Genomic DNA, 17637 nt, shown 5'->3' with positions numbered 1-17637 from the left:
TACGGGAGCGGAATGACTGGCCGCCCCCCTTCTTGTTGGCTCAGTCACGGGGGGCGATGGACTCCCGCTCCACTTCCGGCGACACCCAGTCCAGCATCAGGCGGTTCTGCCGACGCGCCAGCAGCACGGCCATCTCCGGGTCGCGGGCTAGGATGGCATCGACCATGCGCAGGCGGCCCGTGCGCCAGTGGGCGCAACGGTCGGGATGGCCCTGGAAGACGCGCAGGTTGGCGTCGCGCTGGCCGAATTCGAACAGCGTGCGGTGGAACAGCTCCAACGCCGGGTTGCCCGCCATGCGCATGAGGATGGCGTACAGGGCCACCTCGTCCCGCACCACGTCGGCCGCCAGGTAGGTCACGTCCTTGCGGTCCATCAGATGCTGGCGGAACTCCGCCAGGTCCAGCCGCGCGCCCGTGGCGTCGGCGCCCCCCTTGGCGTCGGCGCTCATCGTATCCGTCAGGGCGGCCAGGCGGGCGGCCTCCACATTCACCAGCTGGAAGGCGTCCAGCACGTCGCGCACCGTGGTCTGGCGCAGACGCAGGTATAGCGCCGCGGCCTGGGTGACGGCGCCGATGTCCGGCCGCCGGCCGTAATAGCCGCCGCCGTTGCCCCGGCGCACCACCAGCAACTGTTCCTGCTCCAGGATACGGGCCGTCTGACGCAGGGTGGGCCGGCTCAGGCCATAGCGGGCCAGCAGTTCCTCTTCCGAGCCTAGTGGCGCGCCATCGGGCAGGGCCAGGATCTCATCGCGCATCCGCCGCGCCGCCTGGGCCGGTGCCCCGCCACGGGGGGGAACCGCGGGCATCTTTGCAGTCTGGGTCGTCACGGTGTTCGTTTCACGAGCGGGCAGGGTCACGAGCGGGCAGGGTCACGAGCAGGCAGAGCCACGAGCGGGCAGGGGCACAGGTACCGGTTTGGAGCCACCAGGCCCGCGCATTGCGGCGGATCATTCCAGGATTGCCCGTAACAGGCAACCTTTCGGGCTTGGGCATGGTGGCGCGGCAGCCTTACGAGAGGCACTTCACAAACTTCGCAAGCCCCATTTCCAGCCTTCACCCCCTTTTTCTAGTCAGGCCGGGCGGATCGCTGGAATAATCCTATCGACTTCGGTATTTGCCTGCCCTTTTCATGATAGCGGGCAGGTCGCGGAAACTGGTCGGGCCGTGATGCGGTCCCGGTTCCCAATCCGGCGCCGGCGAGACGATGCCTGCGGCCATCATCCTGGAGAGGACCCCAATGTCCGAGTTCGCCTACGAGAACATCCTGGTCGAGGTGCGGGGGCCCGTGGGCCTGATCCGCCTGAACCGTCCCAAGGCGCTGAACGCCCTGTCGGACGGTCTGGTGACCGACCTGCAGGACGCGCTGGATCGGCTGGAGGCCGACGATTCCATTGGCGCCATCGTCGTGACGGGCAGCGAGAAGGCCTTCGCCGCCGGCGCCGACATCAAGGAGATGCAGTCCAAGACCTACATGGATGCCTATCTGGGCGACTTCATCACCAAGAAGTGGGGCCGCCTGGCCACCTGCCGCAAGCCGACCATCGCGGCGGTCGCGGGCTATGCCCTGGGCGGCGGATGCGAACTGGCCATGATGGCCGACATTCTGTTGGCTGCCGACACGGCCAAGTTCGGCCAGCCGGAAATCACCATCGGCACCATTCCCGGCGCCGGCGGCACCCAGCGCCTGACCCGCGCCATCGGCAAGGCCAAGGCCATGGAACTGGTGCTGACCGGCCGCATGATGGACGCGGTGGAGGCCGAGCGGGCGGGCCTGGTGGCGCGTATCATTCCGGCGGCGGAGCTGGTGGATGAGGCGATCAAGGTGGCGGAGAAGATCTGCGGCTATTCCCGCCCCGCCGTGATGATGGCGAAGGAGGCGGTGGACCGCGCGTTCGAGCTGACCCTGGCCGAAGGCCTGCGGTTCGAGCGCCGGCTGTTCCATTCGACCTTCGCGCTGGAGGATCAGAAGGAAGGCATGAGCGCGTTCGCCGAGAAGCGTCCGCCCCAGTTCAAGGGCCGGTAAGCGCTTCTATTCGACACCAGGCAGCGGCGACGCGGGGCAGGAGACGACCAACCCAGGGAGGACGGCATGGCGGCGGCGGAGAGGCCCGGGCATTGGGGCGACCGGTGGGTTGGCGCGCAACGGATAGCGGCCGCCCTGCTGGCCTTGGTCAACGCCTTGCGCCCGTGGCGCATCTATCTCCTGGTCCCATCGCCGATGCGTGGTGAGGGTGCCACCGGCCACTTCCTGATCGTCATCGATGACGAGGCGCCGCTGCCCTGCTGGGACGGCAATTTGGCGCTGGCCACCCTGGGCCGCCTGGACCTGCCCGCCGCCGTGACGGTCCTGTGCATGGGCGATTTCCGCAGTGCTCTGCAGGTCGATGGCTCCATCGCCCAGCGCATGGTGGAGGAAGGCGAACTTCTCTTCGCCGCCCGGGCGCCCTGGAAGGACGGAGAAGTGCGACTTAAGGCATAGAGTTTATTTTCACCAGACACTTGGACGCCGTTTCTAACACTCAAGGTGAGAGCATGCGTAGCGCCGCCAAACTGGGCCCCGCGCGATCCTGGGATGAGGAAAGCCTGGCTCAGCTGATCGCCATGAACGCCGCCGGCCACGGCGACCGCGAAATCGCCCAGGCATTGGGCCGTACCGTGGCCTCCGTCCAGCACAAGCGCCACCTGCTGCGCCTGGCCACGCCGGTGGATCATCGGCGCGGCCGACGCATGCGGCTAGACGGGGCGGCCGTTCCCGCCTAAGCGTGGCGGCGGGCCACCAGGACGAAGGTGGCGATGCCACTCAACACTGCCACCGGGATAATGCCCATCAGCACGTCGGCGCTGCTGCTGCCGCTGGCGATCAACTGGCCGGCCAACAGGGGGCCGGCGACGGAGCCCAGGCGCCCGGCGGCCACCACGGCACCCACGCCCAACCCGCGCACCTCCGCCGGGTAATAGCTGGGGGCCAGCCCATAGATCATGGCCTGGGCCGCCAGCACCGCCGCGCCGGCGACAGCGGCCACGGCCATGAGGAAATTGGCCTCCGCCCCGGCCAGGCCGGCCAGGGCCAGCGCCAAGGCCAGGAAGATGATGATCACGGCCAGCCGACGGTCCACCCGGTCCATCAATTGGCCGGCGATGCCGGAGCCGCAGGCGCCGCCCATGTTGAAGACGATCTGCACGCCCAGCACCAGGGTACGGGGCAGGCCCCGGGATAACAACAGCACGGGCAGCCAGTTCAGCAGCAGGTACAGCACCAGCAGCGCAAAAAACGACCCCAGCCACAGGGCGCCTGTGTCCACGCGCCGCCCCGGGGCGAATAGGGCCTGAACGATGCCCCGGCGCGGGGTGTCGGCCGCCGGCGCCACGCGGAAGGCGGGCAGGGCCACGGCCAGGATGGGCAGCAGCGCCAGCGGGGCGATGCCGCCCATCCAGAACACCGTCTGCCAATCGCCGTGGCCGCCCCGCAAGGCCATGACGGCGGCCAGCGCCCCGCCCAAGGGCATGCCGGCATAGATGATGGCCACGGCGCCGGCCTTGCCCCGCTCCGTGCTTTCCGAGGCGATGGCGATCAGGTTGGGAAAGGCACCGCCCAGGCCCAGGCCGGTCAGGAAGCGGGCGGCCAACAGGCTGGGATAATCCCAGGCCAGTGCGGTAAGGCAGGAGAACAGGCCGAAGACGCCCAGCGACAGCATCAGCGCTACCTTGCGTCCCTTGAGGTCGGAAACGCGGCCGCCCACCAGGGCGCCCACGATCAGGCCGGCGATGGCGGCGCTGAACACCAGGCTCATTTGCGTGGGGTCCAACTGGAAGGCGGGGGCCAGCCGGGGGGCGGCTACGCCGGCCGACTGCAGGTCGAACCCCTCGATCGCGGCCGCCAGGAAGCACAGCCCCATGGTCAGGCGCTGCACACCCGCTGGCATTCCCACAGGTCCGGCCGCCCCGGCCAGCAATGTTTCGCCCATTCCGTCCTCCGCCGTTGTTCTTTAATGGCGTTTCGCATCAGATTTAGCTTCGATCTGATCCGGCCGCTAGGCAGGTTTGAAAATCCGCCGTACCACCTGGGACCAAAAATGCATGACCGTATGCGGCCGGCCGATCGATTAAGCTACCGGCATGGGGACACGAAGGCTTGAGATCATGACGTTCACGATAGACCGCACCGCCAATCCGACCGACGCCGCCACCCTGGCCCGCATCCTGGAAAACCCCGGCTTCGGCAAGGTATTCACCGATCACATGGTGACGATCCGCTGGACGGAAGGCCAGGGCTGGCACGACGCCAAGGTCACGGCGCGGGTGCCGTTCGCGCTGGATCCGGCGGCGGCCGTGCTGCACTACGCCCAGGAAATCTTCGAGGGCATGAAGGCCTATCGCGCGGCGGACGGCGGGGTGACGCTGTTCCGGCCCGACGCCAATGCCAAGCGCTTCCGGGACTCAGCGGAGCGCATGGCCATGCCGCTGATTTCGGAAGAACTGTTCCTGGAGGCGGTGGAGCAGCTGGTGCGCATCGACCAGGCCTGGATCCCCGGCGGGGAGGGCGGCAGCCTGTACATCCGGCCCTTCATGTTCGCCAACGAGGCTTTCCTGGGCGTGCGGCCGGCGTCGGAGTACGTCTTCTGCGTGATCGCCTGCCCGGTGGGCGCCTACTTCAAGGGCGGGGCCAAGGCCATCACCATCTGGGCGCCGGACAACTACACGCGCGCCGCCCCCGGCGGCACCGGTGCGGCCAAGTGCGGTGGCAACTACGCCGCCAGCCTGATCGCCCAGCTGGAGGCCAGCAAGCACGGCTGCGACCAAGTGGTGTTCCTGGACGCGGCGGAGCATCGCTGGATCGAGGAGTTGGGCGGCATGAACGTCTTCTTCGTCCGGGACGACGGCAGTCTGCTGACCCCGCCGCTCAGCGGCACCATCCTGCCCGGCATCACCCGCGACAGCATCATCCAGCTGGCGCGCAGCCTGGGCCACACGGTGGTGGAGGAGCCCTATACCCTGGCGCAGTGGAAGGAGGATGCCGCCACCGGCCGGGTGCGCGAGGCCTTCGCCTGCGGCACCGCCGCCGTGCTGGCGCCCATCGGCACCGTGCGCACGGCCCAGGGCGATTTCGTCATCGGCAATGGCGAGGGTGGGGCGACCACGTCCGACCTGCGCGAGCGCCTGGTCGGCATGCAGCGCGGCAGCCTGGCGCCGCTGGTCGAGGGCTGGATCCGCCGCGTGATTTAAACCGTTTGATCAAGCGGGCATTCGACTGCGGGTGCCTGCCTTCGGCATTTCCGGGGCCGTTTGGCCCGGCAGGCGCTTGGCCACGGCCCGCGCCACATCCTCAGCATGGGTCAGCACCTGGGGCAGGCCCATCAGCTCGCCAAAGGTAGCGCGGGCCAGGGGGCCGGCCACCCATAGCGTCTCATCCGGCACGCCGCGCACGTCGATGACGCGGCTCTGCTCGTCCACGGCGATGCCCAGGCCCAGCGCGTCGGGATGAAGCCGTCCGGCCGACACCAGGGGCGCCAGGGCGGGAACGGCGTCGATCAGATGGTCGTGCGCCGGTCCGGTGGCAACCACCACCGCGTCCACCGTGCGGGCCAGGGCGGGGCCGCCCCGGCGGGGGCGCAGGGTGGCATGAACGCCATCGGCGTCGGCCCGGATGTCGGCCAGGCTGGCCGCCAGAATTTCCAGCTGTCCCCGCGCCCCTAACTCATGGATCGTCGCCTCGGGCTGCGGGGCGATGCGGTAGCGGTGCGCGTCCCAGAAGGGGCGCAGGTGACGCAGCAGTTTGCGCTTCTGCTCCAGGGGCAGGGCCTGCCAGATGGCGCGGGCGTCGCGGCGCACGGCGTCCAGCACCACCTGCCACGGCCTACCCTCGACCTCCGCCGCTTTCACCGTGGCGCGGATGCGGCGCAACAGGGCCAGGGCCGTCACCTCGGGCCGGGTGGCGAAGTCGCCCACCAAATCGCTCGCGTCCAAGGCATGCCCCCGGGGCGTCAGCCCGCGACGGGAGAAGACGGTGATGGGGCCCTTGTGTCCCCCGGCCTCCAGCGTGGCCAGGATGTCTGCCATGGTCAGGCCTGAGCCCACCACCAGCATCCGGGCATTCGCGTCCAGTCCGTCCAGCGCGCCGGGCGCCCAGGGGTTGGCGATCAGGCGCGGATCGCCGCCCAGCGCTTCCACCAGGTTCCGGGGCGGGGACGGCGGCGGATGGCTGGTGGCGATGATCACCACGTCGGCCACCAGGCGGCCGCCGTTTTCCAGCGCCACGGCATAGCCGAAGGATTGGCCCGGCGGCGCATCGCGCGGGATGGGGGTGATGGATGTCGCCCGCTGCTGCACATGACGGATGTGGGCGGGCCCGTCCGACGCCGCCTGTTCCCGCACCAGCCCGTCGAGATAGCGCCCGAACTCCAGCCGGCTGGAGAAGATGTGCCCGCCCTTGACCAGGGCCTGCGGGTCGGTGGCCAAGACGCCGGAGCGGCGCAGCCAGCGGTCGAAATGCCCCATGTCGGCGGAAAAGGCGCTCATGCGCGCGGCCGGCACGTTGATGCGGTGCTGCGGGTCGGGGGTGGAATAGGCCACACCGCCCCCCAGCAGCGGGCGCGGTTCCACGATATCGATGTCCACCGGCACGGGTGTATTGCGGGCCAGGTGCAGGGCGGCCACGGCCCCGCTGAACCCGCCGCCCAGGATGACGACGCGGGGGGCGGTTCTTTGGTGGGGCGCATCACCCAGGGACATGTGGAACCCGATCAAGTGATACCGGTTGCAGCGGTGCCGGTCATAGGGCGGCGGCGGTCAGGCTGTCGGGTGCCAGAGTGTCAGGGGCCAGCGATTGGTTCAAGGCGGCACGTAGTTGCCTTTTATGAACTTCAAAAGGTGTGGGCGTCCCGGTCGCGGGGGCGGGACATGGCCCTCGCCTGGATGTCGTCCAGCGCGACCTTGGACATCTCGAAGATGTCCAGCCACAGCAGGAACAGCGCCACCTAGGCCAGCGACGGAATGGCGCGCAGGCCCTGCAAGGCGCGGCGCGGGCGCAGCAGCGGAGCGGCCGCCACGGCCAGGCCGCCGGCCAGCAGGGTGCGGCGCGAGGGGGTGGATTTGGTCGTCATTCGGGCGCTTTCCTTCTTTTAGACGGCACTGAGGATGCGGCGTTCCAGTTCCGCCAGGCGGGGGGCGCCGGTGGCGCGGGCGCTGCGGGGGATGTCGACGGTGATGTCCTCGGCCACGCGGCCGTCGCGCAGCACCAGTACGCGGTCGGCCAGGGCCACGGCCTCCGCCACGTCATGGGTGATGAGGATGGCGGTGAAGCCGTGCTGGCGCCAAACCCGGGTCAGCAGGCGGTGCATGTCCGCCCGGGTCAGGGCGTCCAGAGCGCCGAAGGGTTCGTCCAGCAGCAGGATGCCCGGCTCGGTCACCAGGGCGCGGGCCAGGGCCACGCGCTGCTTCTGCCCGCCGGACAGGACGTAAGGCCAGTCGCCCGCCCGTTCCGCCAGGCCCACCTCGGCCAGTAGCGCCTGGGCGCGCGCCTTCCAGCCAGGGTCACGGGCGATGCCGACATTGCTCAGCACCCGCTGCCAGGGCAGCAGCCGGGCGTCCTGGAACAGCAGGCGCACGTCCGGCTGCAGGCCCCGGCGGGCCGTGCCGTCGATGCGGATGGCGCCACCAGTTGGGCCGTCCAGCCCGGCGATGAGGCGCATCAGCGTGGTCTTGCCACCACCCGAGCGGCCGACGACGGCGACGAACTGCCCCGCTGGGATGACCAGGTCCAGGCCCTTCAGCACGCCCACGTCGCCGAAGGCCTTGGTGACGCCCTCGAAGGCCAGTTCCAAGCCCTTGCCGGCAACGGTAGCCTGGTCCTGAACCTCGGGTGAGGGTGCTGCCGCGCGCAGGGGGACCATCATGCCGCCTCCAGCCCGGTGTGGAAGGACGGGTTCCAGTCCAGCGCCCTACGCTCCAGCCAGCGCGACGCGATGTCGGCCAGCTTGCCCAGCAGGGCATAGACGATGATGCCCAGCAGCACCATGTCGGTCTGCAGGAACTCCCGCGCGTTCATGGTCATGTAGCCGATGCCGGAGGAGGCGGAGATGGTCTCCGCCACGATCAGGGTCAGCCACATGATGCCCAGGGCATAGCGCAGGCCCACCAGGATGGCGGGCAGGGCGCCCGGCAGGATGACGCGCAGATAAAGGGCCACGGGACCAAGGCCGTAGACCCGCCCCATCTCCACCAGGCCCCGGTCAACCGAGCGGATGCCGTGGAAGGTGTTCAGGTACATGGGGAACAGGACACCCACGGCCACCAGGAAGACCTTGGCCTCCTCCCCGATGCCGAACCACAGGATGACCATGGGGATGATGGCCAGGTGCGGCACGTTGCGCAGCATCTGCAAACTGCTGTCCAGGATGTCCTCGGCGATGGGCAGGGCGCCGTTGATCAGGCCCAGGGCGAAACCCAGGCCGCCGCCGATGATCAGGCCCAGCACGGCGCGTTCCGCGCTGATGCCGACATGGTGGGGCAGGCTGCCGTCGCGCAATGTCGTCCAGAAGGCGACAGCGATGTCGCTGGGCGCCGGCAGCACCCGGGCCGACAGCCATCCCGCCTTGGCCGCCACCTGCCACACCGCCAGCAGGGCGATGGGCAGCAGCCAGGGAACCAGCCCCCGGCGCAGTGCGGTGGCCCTAGTCATGATGCGGACGCCTCGCGTAGGGCGACGGTCTCCTTGGGCGCCGGGGGCAGGGTGTTGGCGATACGCTCGCCAAAGGGGCCGTGGTTGGTGGCCTCGCCCTTGTCCCGGCCGTTGCCCGGCGCCAGCGGCAGCAGGGGGAAGACCAGCTCGGCGAAGCGGTAGGCTTCCTCCAGGTGCGGATAGCCCGACAGGATGAAGCTGTCGATGCCGACGGCCATGTATTCCTTCATGCGCTGCGCCACCGTTTCCGGATCGCCTACCAAGGCGGTGCCGGCGCCGCCGCGCACCAGGCCCACGCCGGCCCACAGGTTGGGGCTGACCTCCAGCTTATCGCGCCGGCCGCCGTGAAGCGCCTGCATGCGGGCCTGACCCACGCTGTCCATGCGGGCGAAGGTCTTCTGCGCCTGCGCGATGGTGGCGTCGTCGACGTGCTGGATCAGCTCATCGGCGGCACGCCAGGCGGCTTCGTTGGTTTCGCGCACGATGACATGCAGGCGGATGCCGAAGGTCACCGTGCGGCCCTTCGCGGCGGCGGCGGCACGGACGGCGGCCACCTTCTCCGCCACCTGCGCCGGCGGTTCGCCCCAGGTCAGGTACTTGTCCACCGTCTCCGCCGCCACGTCGATGCCGGCGGTGGACGACCCGCCGAAATAGAGGGGCGGGTAGGGCCGTTGCAGGGAGGGGAAGAACAGCCGCCCATCCTCGATGCGGATGTGCTTGCCTTCATAATGCACCGTCTCGCCGGCGATCAGGCGGGTCCAGACCGACAGGAATTCCCGCGTCACCTCATAGCGCTCGGTATGCGACAGGAAGATGCCGTCGCCGGCGTTCTCCACCGGGTCGCCGCCGGTGACGACGTTGATCAGCAGCCGGCCGTTGGACACCCGGTCCAGGGTCGCCGCCATGCGGGCCGACACCGCGGGCGACTGCAAGCCGGGCCGTACCGCCACCAGATAGCGCAGCCGCTCCGTCAGCGGGGCCAGGGCCGAGGCGATGACCCAGCTGTCCTCGCAGCTGCGCCCGGTGGGCAGCAGCACGCCGTAATAGCCCAGGCTGTCGGCCGCCTGCGCGATCTGCTTCAGGTAGTCGAAGCTGACGGCGCGCGCGCCGTGGGTGGTGCCCAGGTAGCGGCCGTCGCCGTGGGTGGGGATGAACCAGAAGACGTTCGCCTCGGTTACGGTGGCTTCCGTCACCGGTTCGGCGGGGAGAAGGGCGTTATTGCTCATGACTTCGATCCCGGAATGGCGTCGGAGACGCGGATGGGCTTGGGGATCAGCCCCAGCTGATGGAAGGTGTCGGCGATCTTCTGTTGGGCGGCGATCACGTCGGGCGTGATGGGCTGCACGCCGTAGCCCATGCGGGCCAGCGCCGTCTCCAGCACCGGTGCTGGAATGCCCACCTGCGGGCTCAGGCGCTGGGCCACGGCCTTCTGATCGCCGCGCGAGGCGGCGTCGATGTCCTTCAGCGCCCCCAAGATAGTCTGCACCACCTGGGGCCGGGTCTCGCTGAAGCCGCGTTCGGCCAGGTAGAACTGGTGGTTGGCCACCAGGGGGCCGCCGTCGGCGCGCACGCCGTCCACCAGCACGCGCGCCTGGGTGGCGGCCTGCGCGGCGGCATAGTAGGGGTCCCAGATGACCCACGCGTCGACGCTGCCCTGCTCGAACGCCGCGCGGGCGTCGGCCGGCGCCAGGTAGGTGGGCTGGATGTCGCTGTACGCCAGGCCCGCATCCTCCAGCGCCTTCACCAGCAGGTAATGGACGTTGGAGCCCTTGTTCAGTGCCACCTTCTTGCCCTTCAGGTCGGCCACGCTCTTGAGCGGGCTGTCCTTGGGCACCAAGATGGCCTCTCCCTTGGGCGCCGGGGGTTCCACGCCGACATAGACCAGGGGGGCGCCCGCCGCCTGGGCGAAGATGGGCGGCGCCTCACCGGTGATGCCGAAGTCCAGCGCGCCGACATTCAGCGCCTCCAGCAATTGTGGTCCGCCGGGGAATTCCCGCCATTCCACAGCGATGCCTTGGGCTTTCAACTGCGCGTCCAGTTTGCCGCTTTCCTTCAGCAGCAGCAGCGTGCCGTACTTCTGATAGCCGATGCGCACCGGCTTTTCCGCGGCGCTGGCGGTGCCGATGCCCAGTGTCAGGGCGGCGGCCAGGGCCAACCGGCAAAAGGCGGAAAAGGCTTTACCCATCACAATCTCCCGTCGGCCGTCCGGCTGGCTATCGGAAATTCACACCATTGATTTGCTATTTATCGATCTAGAAGTGTGAATTCACATTTCGCCAAGATGCTAAATTGGCGTTAAACATGGTGTCAATATGATTTAATAACTATAATTAAATGTGAAATTTAGGTCGGCAAATGGATTATCGACATCCTGTTGACAGGTGGGATGGGGCGGGGAAGGATGGCACCCATGGTCACGACGTTGCCCCTCTGCTGCACGTATTACGCGCCCTCCTCATAGGAGCGGCGTTGTTCGACCATGTTGAAACGATGCCGCCGCCAAGGCGGCAGTCGTTTTCAGCAGAAGCGGTCTCCTTGGTGGTGGTCCCACAAGGAAACCGACAATGGATGCCTCTGATCTTCCCCGCCAAGACTTCCGCTCCACCGCACTGCGGGTGCTGGACGCGCGCGGCTATATCCACCAGGGCACCAACCTCGAGGGGCTGGACGCGGCCTTCGTGGCCGGCGTGGTGCCGGTCTACATCGGCTTCGACGCCACGGCCGACAGCCTGCACGTTGGTCACCTGCTGCCCATCATGACGCTGCGCCGCCTGCAGCGGGCGGGGCACAAGCCCATCGTGCTGATGGGCGGCGGCACCACCCGCGTGGGCGATCCCAGCTTTCGCGCCACCGAACGCCCGCTGCTGAGCGACGACCAGATCGCCGCCAACATCCAGGGCATACGGCGGGTGTTCGAACGCTTCCTGACCTTCGGCAACGGGCCCATCGATGCCGTCATGGTCAACAACGCCGATTGGCTGGACCGCCTGGGCTACATCGACCTGCTACGCGACATCGGCCGCCATTTCTCCGTCAACCGCATGCTGTCCTTCGACAGCGTGAAGGCGCGGCTGGAGCGGCAGGACCCGATGAGCTTCCTGGAATTCAACTACATTATCCTGCAGGCCTTCGACTTCCTGGAACTGCACCGGCGCGCCGGCTGCCTGGCGCAGATGGGCGGGTCGGACCAGTGGGGCAACATCGTCAACGGCATCGACCTGGTGCGCCGGCTTGAGGGGCGGGAGGTCTTCGGCCTGACCACCCCGCTGCTGACCACCGCCTCGGGCACCAAGATGGGCAAGACCGCCGGCGGTGCCGTCTGGCTGAACGCCGACCGGCTGCCGCCCTACGACTACTGGCAGTTCTGGCGCAACACGGAGGATGCGGATGTCGGCCGCTTCTTGCGCCTGTTCACTGACCTGCCGCTGGAGCGCATCGCGGAACTGGAAGCGTTGCCGGGCGCGGAGATCAACCAGGCGAAGGAGGTGCTAGCCGACGCCGCCACCGCCCTGGCCCACGGGGCCGAAGCGGCGCGCACCGCCAACGGGACCGCCCGCCAGGCCTTCGCCGGCACCATCGCCGACGGCTTGCCGGAGGCGGCGCTGACGGCGGAGGAGGGGTGGAACGGTGCCCTGGTCGTGGACCTGCTGATGCGCGGTGGGCTGGCGACCTCGAAAGGGGAGGCGCGGCGCCTGATCACCGGCGGCGGCGTGCGGGTCGACGGGGCGGCGGTGAGCGATGTGGACGCCCGCGTCACGGTGGGGGCCGCGCCTGTGCGCCTGTCGGCGGGGCGCAAGCGCCACGTCCTGGTGCGCGGGGCTTGAGAAGCGCAAAACGGTGGGTGCCAAGGCGATCCCTTGCGCCCACCGTTCCCCTTCGGCACAGTTCACCCAGGGTAGCACGGGGCGTTGGGGGCGTCATGGGCAAGCGGGCGGTCATCACCATTTTGGCGGCGGTGTTGGGAAGCGGCGGGGCGGTGGCCGTGGAGGTGCCCGTGCCCGGTCTCACGCCGGCGGACTGCCAGGCGCCCACCTCCGCCTCCGTCCAGGCCTTGTGCACCGATCCCGGCCTGCGCCAACTGATCGACAGCGTCCAGGATGTGCCCTATGTCCGCCTGGGCCGCACCTGGACGGTGGATGAGGCCATGTTCCAGCGTTGTGACGCCACGCTGGACGCCCGCGCCTGCCTGGACCGGGAGTACAGGGTGAAGATCAAGGCCGTGCAGGCGGAATCGGCCAAGCGGGCCATGGCCTATGCGCCCGACGGCAGCAAGGCGGACGCCAAGGCCCTGCTGGCCCGCATCGCCGGCATCTACCGGCACCCGGTCAGGACCGGCGACGGCGCCCATGGGGCGGAGGATGTGCTGCAGGTCACCCCGGTGGCCGACGGCGCCGCCTATCTGGACATGCGCCTGTCCTTCCATAACGGGCAGAACTGCGCCATCACCGGCATCGCGGAATACAAGAAAATCGGCAGCTTCGTCTTCCAGGATCCGGCGCCCGCGCAGCGGTGCATGCTGACCATGACCCTCAGCGGGGATGAGGTGGGCTTCAGCGACCCCACCGGTGCCTGCGCCAAGTTCTGCGGGGAACATGCCAGCCTGACGGCTGAAACCTTCGTGCTGAAGCAGAAAAAGAAGCTCCGCACCCTGCCGGCCCTGCGGCAATCCCCGGCGTACCAGGAAGCCCTGCAAGCCTACCAGGCACGCCATGCCACGGCGAAGGCCACCCCCTGACGGCCAATCCCCGCATAAAACTTGCCGGCACCCGCCTGGCGGGCGGGATAACGCAAAAACATTCCGCCGCCGGCCGGTATTATTTCCCCTGAGAACAGGGCGCCTGCGACAGGGGGACGACGATGACCGGGAAAGCCGCCGGACGTAAAGTGGGGGGCCTGATGGCCGCGCTGATGCTGGCCACATCCATGCCGGCATTCGCGGACGCGCCGGCCGTGACCCATCACACCACCACGCTGAACGGCCACAAGCTGGCCTACACCGCGACGGTGGAGGGGACGGGCGTGAATGACGCCGCCGGCAAGCCGGGCGCGCACTTGGTCAGCTTCGCCTACACCGCCGACACCAAGGACGCGGCCAAGCGGCCGGTGACCTTCGTTTTCAACGGCGGGCCCATCACCGCCTCCCTCTGGCTGCACCTGGGCGTCATGGGGCCGAAGCGCGTGGCCGTGCCGGACGATTTGAAGGCCGATCCCGCCACCTTCACGTTGGTGGACAACCCCTATTCGCCGCTGGATGCCACCGACCTGGTGTTCGTCGACCCGGCCTCCACCGGTTTCAGCCGCGTGGCCGACGGCGTCGATCCCAAGAGCTATTTCTCGGTGAAGGCGGACGGGCAGGAGGTCACGGCCTTCATCCAGGCTTGGTTGGCGCAGCATCACCGCGAGGGTTCCCCCGTCTACCTGCTGGGTGAAAGCTACGGCACCATGCGTGCGGCCGAGGTGGCGGGCCAACTGGCCGAGCTGCCCAAGCCCATCCCGTTGGCGGGCGTGCTGCTGATGGGCCAGGCGGTCAACATCATCGAATACGTTCAGCGGCCGCAGAACATCATGAGCTACGTGGTGTCGCTGCCCACCCTGGCGGCCATCGCCTGGTACCACCAGCGGGTGGACCGCCACGGCCTGTCGCTGGAAGCTTTCGTGGACGAGGCGCGGCGCTACGCCCAGAGCGACTACATGCCGGCGCTGTACCAGGGGAGCGAACTGCCGTCCGCCGACCGCGACCGCGTGGCCCAGCGGCTACAGGAACTGACCGGCATCCCCGCCGCCTATTACCGCGACCATGCCCTGCGCATCAGCAAGGAGCAGTACCGGGGTGAACTGCTAAAGGACCAGGGTCTGCTGCTGGGCCGCGCCGACGCGCGCTATGCCGTCCCCATCACCGACAAGGGTATCGGCCCCGATCCCTTCGCCGCGGCCGTGATGCCGCCCTTTTCCCGCCTGTTCAAGGCGTACATCCACGACGATCTGAAGGTTGACCGGACGGAGCCTTATGTGGAGGCGGCGGAGGTGGGCGGCCTGGATGATTGGGGGTGGAGCTTCGCCTCGCCCTTCGCCAACTGGGCCTACAGCGACCGCCTGCTGAAAGCCATGAAGGCCAATCCGAAGATGCAGCTGTTGATCGGCAACGGCTATTACGACACCCAGACCACGGTGGGGGCGGCGGAGCTGCTGGCCCGCCAGGGCGGCTGGCCCGACGGCCGCGTGCGCCTGACCTTCTATGAGGGCGGGCACATGGCCTACACGGATGAGGGCGCCGCCCGCAAGTTCGGCGCCGACGTCCGCGCCTTCGTCCATCCCGCGCCCTGATACCGACAGTCCGTTGAAACCGACGCCCGCAGGTCCCCCCTGCGGGCGTTCGTTTTTGGCGATGGTGGCAGGCCAGGGTTCAGCACGGCATTCGGGGAAAATCTATTCCTTGATCTAGTCGCGGTCCGCATTGGCAATGCCGTCTTTTGCCAATCGGCGGGTGTTCGGTTCCGCCTGACGGCCCCGCACCGGTGTCCGGTGACTGTTTGGCCAGACCGTCCCGGCAGAAAATTTCCGCAGCGCACCCCTGGGGAATAAAATTTTCTCCCCACTCGTTTCGGCATACGCAATTTGGAAAGAAAAGCCTGGGGGCGGCGGTATCATAAATTATCTTTTTCGACCTCGCCGGATAACAAAATCCCACAAGGATTGGTGGCGGCAGGGGGCGCTCATAAGAACAGGGGGTAGTAATATGCAGGGCAAGAATGGAATCCGGGCGTTGCTCGCCACGACTATTCTTACAACTTTCTCTTTCTGGTCGCTGCCGAGCTTCGCCGATGGCGCGGCGGCTGATGACAGCCTGGATGAGCTGCAAGAGATCGTCGTCACGGCGCAGAAGAAGACCGAGCGCCTGATGGACGTGCCGGCCTCCGTCGCCGTCGTCACCAGCCAGTCGCTGCTGCAGGCCAACAACACCCAGCTGCGCGACTTCTACACCCAGGTGCCGGGCCTGAACGTCACGTCCAGCGGCAACGGCCGCACCACCATCGCCATCCGCGGCATCACCACCGGCGCCGGCAACAACCCCACCGTGGGCCTGACCATCGACGACGTTCCCATCGGCTCCGCCACCAGCGGCGGCCTGGGTGACGCGGTGGTGCCGGAAATCGACCCGTCCAGCCTGCAGCAGATCGAAGTGCTGCGCGGGCCCCAGGGCTCACTGTACGGCGCCAGCTCCATGGGCGGCCTGATCCGCTACGTGACGGCGGCGCCCAGCCTGACCGAGACCTTCGGCCAGGTGGCCGTGTCCGGTTCCAGCGTCGCCCATGGCGGCGAGGGCGGCGGCGGCCGCGCCTACATCAACGTGCCCATCGTCGAGGACAAGCTGGGCCTGCGGGTCAGCGCCTTCGCCCGCATGGATCCGGGCTACATGACCAACGCCAACAGCGGCCAGACGGAAATCAACGTCAACCGCACGGAAGGCGGCCGCGCCAGCCTGCTGTGGCAGATCACGCCCAGCGTCAGCTACCAGGCTTCCGCCACCTACCAGCACATGACGGCCGGCGGCTCGGCCAACGAGTACGTCTCGGTGGATCGCGTGCCCACCTATGGCGACTACACCCAGGCGCCCATCGCCGGCCTGAACACCGGCTATCTCGACATGGGCATCTACAACGGCAACCTGAAGGCCGACCTGGGCTTCGCCAACCTGGTGGCCGTCACCTCCTACAGCCACACCGTGTTCAACGGCCCGCAGGACACGACCGGCACCTTCGGCCGCTACCTGGGCTTCTTCTTTCCCGCTCCGGCCCTGCCGGCCCTGGGCACTGGCATCTACAACTATTACCAGACGAACAAGCTCAGCCAGGAAATCCGCCTGGAATCCCAGCCGGGCGGCATGATCGACTGGATGGTCGGCGGCTTCGCCACCAACGAAGACAACCTGAACCGTCAGAACGTCTACGTCGCCAACAAGGCCAACGGCGAGAACGTCGGCTTCCCCGATCTCTACACCGTCTTCGGGCCCTCGCATTACCGCGAGTACGCCGGCTTCGGTTCCGCCACCTACCACTTCGACGACAAGCTGGACTTCACCTTCGGCGGCCGCTTCAGCCGGCAGTTCCAGGAAAGCTATCAGGATGTCGGCGGCGTGCTGCAGGGTGACAACGAAATCACCGACATCCATTCCGGCACCAGCGTTTTCACCTACTCGCTGGGACCGCAGTACCACATCAACAAGGACATGATGGTCTATGGCCGCGTGTCCACGGGCTTCCGTCCCGGCGGCCCCAACGCCGCCCCGGGTGAGCCCGCCGCCTACAACTCCGACACCACCACCAACTACGAGGTGGGCTTCAAGGGTGTCGTGGTTGACCGCCTGCTGACGGTGGACGCCGCCCTGTTCGACATCGAGTGGGATGACATCCAGCTGCAGGCGGCGTCGCCCACCGGCTTCTCCTACGTGCAGAACGGCGGTACGGCCCGGTCGCGCGGTGGTGAGCTGACGCTGACCCTGACGCCCTCGGAAGGGCTGAGCGTGGTGGCCAACCTGGGCTACACCGACGCGACGCTGACCGAGGACATCAAGACCTCGGGCCTGTACGGCCTGAAGGGCCAGCGCCTGCCGTACTCCGCCAAGTTCAGCGGCAGCCTGTCGGCCGACCAGAAGTTCCGCATCATGGACGGCTTCAACGGTTTCGTCGGCGCCACCGTGTCCTACATCGGCGACCGCTACAGCGTGTTCCCGACCAAGTCCACGGGCCAGCGTTTCTTCATGCCGTCCTACACCACCGTGGACCTGCGCGCCGGCGTCACCCACGACGACTGGAACCTGTCCGTCTACGCCAAGAACCTGGGCAACGAGATCGCCTTCGTCTCAGGCGGCCCGCTGGATACCATCACCCGCACGGGCATCTACTCGGCGGCCATCATCCAGCCGCGTACCTTCGGCATGACCATCAGCAAAGACTTCTGATG

16 protein-coding genes are annotated in these 17637 nt (G+C 68.0%); 8 read left to right on the top strand and 8 right to left on the bottom strand.

Annotated elements, in window-relative coordinates; translation table 11 throughout:
- Window positions 1-40: 40 nt before the first annotated feature.
- On the bottom strand, window positions 41-805 hold the full coding sequence (locus tag FBZ89_RS23705; protein WP_145752749.1) for a FadR/GntR family transcriptional regulator: 765 nt from the start codon (window positions 803-805) through the stop codon (window positions 41-43).
- A gap of 431 nt (window positions 806-1236) precedes the next feature.
- Between FBZ89_RS23705 and FBZ89_RS23700 the strand changes: the two genes are divergently transcribed.
- From FBZ89_RS23700 to FBZ89_RS23690, 3 genes are all read left to right on the top strand, one after another.
- Window positions 1237-2022 (top strand): enoyl-CoA hydratase, encoded by a 786-nt coding sequence (locus FBZ89_RS23700; protein ID WP_145752747.1) that lies wholly within the window; start codon window positions 1237-1239, stop codon window positions 2020-2022.
- A gap of 66 nt (window positions 2023-2088) precedes the next feature.
- A complete protein-coding gene (locus tag FBZ89_RS23695; RefSeq protein WP_145752745.1) occupies window positions 2089-2478 on the top strand; it encodes a hypothetical protein in 390 nt (129 codons plus the stop codon).
- A 53-nt stretch (window positions 2479-2531) separates the two neighbouring features.
- Entirely contained in the window at window positions 2532-2759 is a 228-nt protein-coding gene (locus FBZ89_RS23690) for a hypothetical protein (protein WP_145752743.1), read from the top strand.
- Here FBZ89_RS23690 and mhpT read toward each other — a convergent pair.
- Complete coding sequence (gene mhpT, locus FBZ89_RS23685; RefSeq protein ID WP_145752741.1) at window positions 2756-3922, bottom strand: 3-(3-hydroxy-phenyl)propionate transporter MhpT; 1167 nt, start codon at window positions 3920-3922, stop codon at window positions 2756-2758. The genes FBZ89_RS23690 and mhpT overlap by 4 nt on opposite strands.
- A 217-nt stretch (window positions 3923-4139) precedes the next feature.
- Between mhpT and FBZ89_RS23680 the strand changes: the two genes are divergently transcribed.
- Complete coding sequence (locus FBZ89_RS23680) at window positions 4140-5222, top strand: branched-chain amino acid aminotransferase (protein ID WP_145752739.1); 1083 nt, start codon at window positions 4140-4142, stop codon at window positions 5220-5222.
- A 9-nt stretch (window positions 5223-5231) separates the two neighbouring features.
- On the opposite strand, the gene FBZ89_RS23675 is transcribed toward FBZ89_RS23680, so the two are convergent.
- The 6 genes from FBZ89_RS23675 to FBZ89_RS23655 form a co-directional block, all read right to left on the bottom strand.
- Window positions 5232-6728: an FAD/NAD(P)-binding protein gene (locus FBZ89_RS23675; RefSeq protein WP_145752738.1), complete on the bottom strand. Its 1497-nt coding sequence runs from the start codon at window positions 6726-6728 to the stop codon at window positions 5232-5234.
- 245 nt (window positions 6729-6973) lie between these two features.
- On the bottom strand, window positions 6974-7099 hold the full coding sequence (locus FBZ89_RS31965) for a twin-arginine translocation signal domain-containing protein (RefSeq protein WP_281292043.1): 126 nt from the start codon (window positions 7097-7099) through the stop codon (window positions 6974-6976).
- Between the two features lie 18 nt (window positions 7100-7117).
- On the bottom strand, window positions 7118-7891 hold the full coding sequence (locus FBZ89_RS23670; protein ID WP_246172500.1) for an ATP-binding cassette domain-containing protein: 774 nt from the start codon (window positions 7889-7891) through the stop codon (window positions 7118-7120).
- A complete protein-coding gene (gene ssuC / locus FBZ89_RS23665; RefSeq protein WP_145752736.1) occupies window positions 7888-8676 on the bottom strand; it encodes an aliphatic sulfonate ABC transporter permease SsuC in 789 nt (262 codons plus the stop codon). The genes FBZ89_RS23670 and ssuC overlap by 4 nt, the downstream gene beginning before the upstream one ends.
- On the bottom strand, window positions 8673-9902 hold the full coding sequence (gene ssuD / locus FBZ89_RS23660; RefSeq protein WP_145752735.1) for an FMNH2-dependent alkanesulfonate monooxygenase: 1230 nt from the start codon (window positions 9900-9902) through the stop codon (window positions 8673-8675). The genes ssuC and ssuD overlap by 4 nt, the downstream gene beginning before the upstream one ends.
- Window positions 9899-10861 (bottom strand): sulfonate ABC transporter substrate-binding protein, encoded by a 963-nt coding sequence (locus FBZ89_RS23655; protein ID WP_145752733.1) that lies wholly within the window; start codon window positions 10859-10861, stop codon window positions 9899-9901. The genes ssuD and FBZ89_RS23655 overlap by 4 nt, the downstream gene beginning before the upstream one ends.
- Window positions 10862-11240: 379 nt before the next feature.
- Here FBZ89_RS23655 and tyrS point away from each other — a divergent pair, with 379 nt between their 5' ends.
- The 4 genes from tyrS to FBZ89_RS23635 all read left to right on the top strand — a co-directional run bounded on the left by tyrS (window position 11241) and on the right by FBZ89_RS23635 (window position 17635).
- A complete protein-coding gene (gene tyrS, locus FBZ89_RS23650; RefSeq protein WP_145752732.1) occupies window positions 11241-12500 on the top strand; it encodes a tyrosine--tRNA ligase in 1260 nt (419 codons plus the stop codon).
- Window positions 12501-12595: 95 nt separating this feature from the next.
- Window positions 12596-13411 (top strand): hypothetical protein, encoded by an 816-nt coding sequence (locus FBZ89_RS23645; protein ID WP_145752730.1) that lies wholly within the window; start codon window positions 12596-12598, stop codon window positions 13409-13411.
- Between the two features lie 122 nt (window positions 13412-13533).
- A complete protein-coding gene (locus FBZ89_RS23640; RefSeq protein ID WP_246172497.1) occupies window positions 13534-15000 on the top strand; it encodes a S10 family peptidase in 1467 nt (488 codons plus the stop codon).
- A 439-nt stretch (window positions 15001-15439) separates the two neighbouring features.
- Window positions 15440-17635: a TonB-dependent receptor gene (locus FBZ89_RS23635; protein ID WP_186457532.1), complete on the top strand. Its 2196-nt coding sequence runs from the start codon at window positions 15440-15442 to the stop codon at window positions 17633-17635.
- Window positions 17636-17637: the final 2 nt, after the last annotated feature.

Origin of the sequence: Nitrospirillum amazonense, assembly GCF_007828045.1 — a bacterium.
Taxonomy (GTDB): Bacteria; Pseudomonadota; Alphaproteobacteria; order Azospirillales; family Azospirillaceae; genus Nitrospirillum; species Nitrospirillum amazonense_C.
The sequence above is the reverse complement of the archived record's forward strand: the minus strand, read 5'-3'. Positions and strand labels throughout refer to the sequence as shown.